This is a genomic window from Frankia sp. AiPs1, assembly GCF_023716945.1.
In the GTDB taxonomy this organism is placed as follows: domain Bacteria; phylum Actinomycetota; class Actinomycetes; order Frankiales; family Frankiaceae; genus Frankia.
Genome location: NZ_JAMQQF010000822.1, coordinates 1 through 1,905, shown reverse-complemented (window position 1 = coordinate 1,905; position 1,905 = coordinate 1). Strand labels below are relative to the sequence as shown.

Genomic DNA, 1,905 nt, shown 5'->3' with positions numbered 1-1,905 from the left:
GGCCGGGGCGTTGCTCGGCGCCGCGGTGGCGGTGAAGCTGTACCCGGCGCTGCTGCTGCCGGCCGCCGCCCGGCGTCGTCCGGTGACGCTGGTCGGTGCCGCGCTGGGGGTCGTCGGACTGGCGTACCTGCCGCACCTGTTCGCCGTCGGCACCGGCGTCCTCGGCTTCCTCCCGCAGTACCTCGACGCCGAGGGCTACGGCCAGGGCGCGCGGTTCCTGCTGCTCGTCGGCGTGCTGCACCTCGGCGGGTCGGTGGCGAAGGCGGTCGCGGTGGCGGTGCTCGCGGCGGTGACGGTCGCCGTGTGGCGCACCGATCCCGTCCGGGTGCCCCCCGAACGGGCCGCGTTGTGGCTGGTCGGCACGGCGTTCCTCGTCGCCACGCCGGTGCAGCCCTGGTACGGCGTGCTGCTGGCGGCGCTCGCCGTCGTCGCCGGGCGGCTGGAGTGGCTCGCCGTCGCCGCCGCCGCCCATCCCGTCTACATCTCGCTGTTCACCGACCTGCCCGGCGACGCCTGGACCCTGCGGGTGGCCTCCTACGCGGTCGCCGCGATCGTCGTCCTCGTGGTGACCGGCCTGCGCCACCGGCTTGCCATCCCCGCCCCGCGGTTGCACCGGGACGCGGAACCGAAGTTTCCCGCGCTGCCGTTGGATTCTGGAGTGACGGCTCCAGAGAGGTAGGGTTCGTCGATGAGTCCACCCGTCCCCGGCGGCGCCGGCGGCCAGGACGGTCGGCGGATCACCCGCAAGGGCCAGGCCACCCGGGCGCGGATCGTCGTCGCCGCCGCGGGGCTGATGCATGCCGGCGGTGTCGCCGGCACGAGCACCGACGACGTCCGGGTCGCCGCCGCGGTGAGCAGCTCGCAGCTCTACCACTACTTCGAGGACAAGAACGCGCTGGTCCGCGCCGTGGTCGCCTACCAGACCGAGGCCGTGCTCGGCTTCCAGCAGCCCCTGTTCAGCCGGCTGGACAGCCTCGCCGGGCTGGCGGCCTGGGCGGACACCCTCGTCGACTTCCACCTCGGTCTGCACCTGCGCGGCGGCTGCCCGCTGGGGTCGCTCGCCAGCGAGCTCGCCGACGCGGATCCGGTCGCCCGCGAGGCCCTGGCGGCGGCGTTCGCCCGCTGGGAGGGGGCCATCCGGGCGGGACTGGCGGCCATGCGCGCCCGGGGCGAGCTGCGCGGCGAGGCGGATCCGGCCCGCCTCGCGGTCACCCTGCTCGCCGCGGTGCAGGGCGGCCTGCTGCTCGCGCAGATCCGTCGCGAGGTGGCGCCACTGCGGATCGCCCTCGACACCGTGCTGGACCACATCCGTTCCCTCCTTTCCGACGTCGTCCGTCCGTATCCGGTCGGGTCGGCCTCGGTGGTGGTGACCTCCGGCGTCCCGGTTCGGGTCGAACGGCACTGACCTGGGCGTTGTTCATGGCGGAGGCTGGAGACCGCCAACAGCCGAACACGACTGCGCATTGGCGCGCAGGGCGGAGGAGGAGCAATGGCCGGTGTGCGGTTTCCCCGTCACAAGCCCGTCACGGTGCCCCGCGAGATCACCATCGTCGAGGCGGCCCGCTGGATGGACGTGCAGGGGGTGGGATCACTGCTGGTCATGGACGGCGAGGACCTCGTCGGGATCGTCACCGACCGTGACCTGGCGCTGCGGTCGCTGCGCCGGCGCATCCCCTTCGACGGCCGGGTCGAGGCCGTGATGACCCGGGGCGTCGTCACCCTGGATGCGGCGGCCGACCCCGCCGACGTGGTCCGGATGTTCCGCGAGCACACCGTCCGGCGGCTGCCGGTCACCGACAACGGCCGGGTGGTCGGCCTGATCGCGCTCGACGACGTCGTCGCGGCCCCGGTGTCGGCCGCGGTGCCGGCCGGTCGGGTCGCCGGTGGCTGCGGGGCGGGCGCGCC

Annotated in this window: 2 protein-coding genes and 1 pseudogene; all 3 read left to right on the top strand. The window is 74.7% G+C overall.

Features of this window, described 5'->3' with window-relative positions; translation table 11 throughout:
• Nucleotides 1–679 (top strand): annotated as a pseudogene (locus tag ND748_RS31015) (hypothetical protein); the annotation flags it as partial.
• Nucleotides 680–688: 9 nt separating this feature from the next.
• Nucleotides 689–1,405 (top strand): TetR/AcrR family transcriptional regulator, encoded by a 717-nt coding sequence (locus ND748_RS31010; protein ID WP_251749863.1) that lies wholly within the window; start codon nucleotides 689–691, stop codon nucleotides 1,403–1,405.
• 84 nt (nucleotides 1,406–1,489) lie between these two features.
• On the top strand, nucleotides 1,490–1,905 hold a 416-nt coding region (locus ND748_RS31005), incomplete at its 3' end, for a CBS domain-containing protein (protein WP_251749862.1).